The organism is Rhodoplanes roseus (assembly GCF_003258865.1).
GTDB classification, from domain to species: domain Bacteria; phylum Pseudomonadota; class Alphaproteobacteria; order Rhizobiales; family Xanthobacteraceae; genus Rhodoplanes; species Rhodoplanes roseus.
Map to the genome: position 1 here is coordinate 6,365 of NZ_NPEX01000248.1, position 2,176 is coordinate 8,540.

Here is a 2,176-nt window from a genome sequence, read left to right on the forward strand (position 1 = left end):
GCCGCGCGTTCCGCGCGGCCACCTCAGGGTGACGGGTCAGGTGACGAGGGTGCCGCGTCTCACTTCACCTCGGCCGGCACCCAGTCGCCGCCCTTGATCTCGAGCATGCGGAACGATTCCGTGCCGAGGCCGAGGTGGTCGGTGGGCGACATGGTGTAGAGGCCCGTGGTGCCGACATGGCCCTTCGTGCTCTCGATGGCGTCGCGGATCTTCTGCGGCTCCACCGACTTGGCCCGCTCGATGGCGCCGACCAGAAGCTGGATGCCGTCGTAGCCGTAGCCGCCGAAGGTGGAGACCGGCTGGCCGGTCGCGGTCTCGTAGCTCTTCTTGTACTCCGTCACGACCGGCTTCTGCGGATCGTCGGCGGCGAGCTTCTCGGCGATCAGCAGCGCCGGCGCCGGCAGCCGCACGCCCTCCGCCGCGGGCCCGGCGAGCTCGATGAAGCTCTTCGAGGCGACGCCGTGCGACTGGTAGAGCGGCAGCTTGATGCCGAGCTGCGCATAGTTGCGGGTGACGATCGCCGGCCCCTGGCCGAAGCCGGGATTGAGCACCGCCTGGAGGCCGGCCGTGTTCTTGATCTTGTTGAGCTGCGGCGTCATGTCGGCGTCGGTCGGGCCGTAGCTCTCGTCGACCAGCGCCGTGATGCCGTAGTCGCCGATCACCTTCATGCACTGCGCCCGCATCGATTTGCCGAAGCCGTCCGTGCCCGAGATCATCCCGACCTTGGTGATCCCGCGCGACTTCATGTCTTCGAAGATCTTCTGGCAGGCGGTCTTGTCGGTGTGCGGCGTCTTGAACACGAAGGCGCGCACCGGCTCGACGATCTCGATGGCGCCGGCGAGCGAGATGAACGGGATCTTGGCGTCCTCGAACACCGGGATCATCGCCATCGTGGTGCCCGTGGTGGTGCCGCCCACCATGGCGACAACCTTGTCGTCCTCGATCAGCCGGGTCGCGAAGGTGCGCGCCTTGTTGGCGTCGCCGCCGTCGTCGTAGAGCACCAGCTCGACCGGCCGGCCCATCAGGCCGCCCTTCTTGTTCAGCGCCTCGACGAACAGTTTCAGGGTCTTCTGCTCCGGATCGCCGAGGAACGAGGCGGGGCCGGTGGCGGAGAGGACGGATCCGATCTTGATCGGATCGGCCGCCGAGCTCGGGCCGATCGTCAGCGCGGACGTGATGGTGAAAGAGCCGATGACGGCGGCGGCGCGCAGCGCCCGGCGGGCGGCGGTGTGTGGCATCTGGCGTTGCTCCCAAAGGGTCGACACGTCGACGAGGGCGGTTGGCCCGCCTTCTCGGCCGCCGCCGCCCGAAGGCTGGCAGTACGGCGTCATCGAAGCGTAAGATTAACCGAACGATTGGTCAATGATTTCGTACAAGGCCTGGGGCGGCCGTTTCGTCGCAGGATGAGGCTGTTCTAGCGGGCCGGCCCGCGGCCGCCGAGTCCGACCTTCGTCGGCAGCGCGCAGGACCCGTGCGGGACTCTGTATTGATCGACCATCCGGTTAATGTATTTTCGAGACGACCGCGCCGGTGCTGCGCCGCGGCCGCGACGACGAAACACGACGGATCGGGATCACCGCAAGAATGGCTCGCACCCGCGCCCAGGACTACGATGCGAAGCGGGACGCGATCCTGCATCGCGCCGCCGAGCTGTTCGCGAAGCACGGCTATTCCGGCACCTCGATCACCATGATCGCCGACGCCTGCGGCATGTCGAAGGCCCTGCTGTATCATTACTATCCGGACAAGGAGGCGGTGCTCTTCGACATCCTGTCGGCGCATCTGGCCGAGCTGATCGGGGCGGTCGAGAAGGCCGCCGCCACCACGGCGGATCCGCAGGAGCGGCTCTACGCCATCGCGGCCGCGCTCCTGGACGAGTACCGCGACGCCGATGCCGAGCATCAGGTGCAGATCGCCAATCTGAAGCTCCTGCCGGAGGACAAGCAGGAGCAGCTCCGGGCCATGGAGCGCGTGCTGGTCGGCGTCTTCTCCGACGCGATCGCGCTCGCCGTGCCGTCGATCGGCCGCGGCCCGCTCCTCAAGCCGCTGACCATGTCGCTGTTCGGCATGCTCAACTGGCATTATCTGTGGTTCCGGCCCGGCAAGGGCCTGGGCCGCGAGGAGTATGCGCGGTTGGTCACGACGCTGCTGACCGCCGGCGCCGAAGCGGCGGCCG

At 67.6% G+C, this 2,176-nt stretch carries 2 protein-coding genes; one reads left to right on the forward strand and one right to left on the reverse strand.

Going from position 1 to position 2,176, the window contains the following annotated elements:
- Window positions 1–59 precede the first annotated feature (59 nt).
- Window positions 60–1,238, reverse strand: a complete 1,179-nt coding sequence (locus CH341_RS24610; RefSeq protein WP_111421622.1) for an ABC transporter substrate-binding protein — start codon at window positions 1,236–1,238, stop codon at window positions 60–62.
- A gap of 346 nt (window positions 1,239–1,584) precedes the next feature.
- On the opposite strand from CH341_RS24610, the gene CH341_RS24615 reads away from it, so the two are divergent.
- Window positions 1,585–2,176: TetR/AcrR family transcriptional regulator (locus tag CH341_RS24615; protein ID WP_111421623.1), on the forward strand; the 592-nt coding region annotated here is incomplete at its 3' end.

Coding starts and splice junctions, on each gene's coding strand:
- CH341_RS24610 (WP_111421622.1), bottom strand. CDS start 1,238: ATGCCACACACCGCCGCCCGCCGGGCGCTGCGCGCCGCCGCCGTCATC.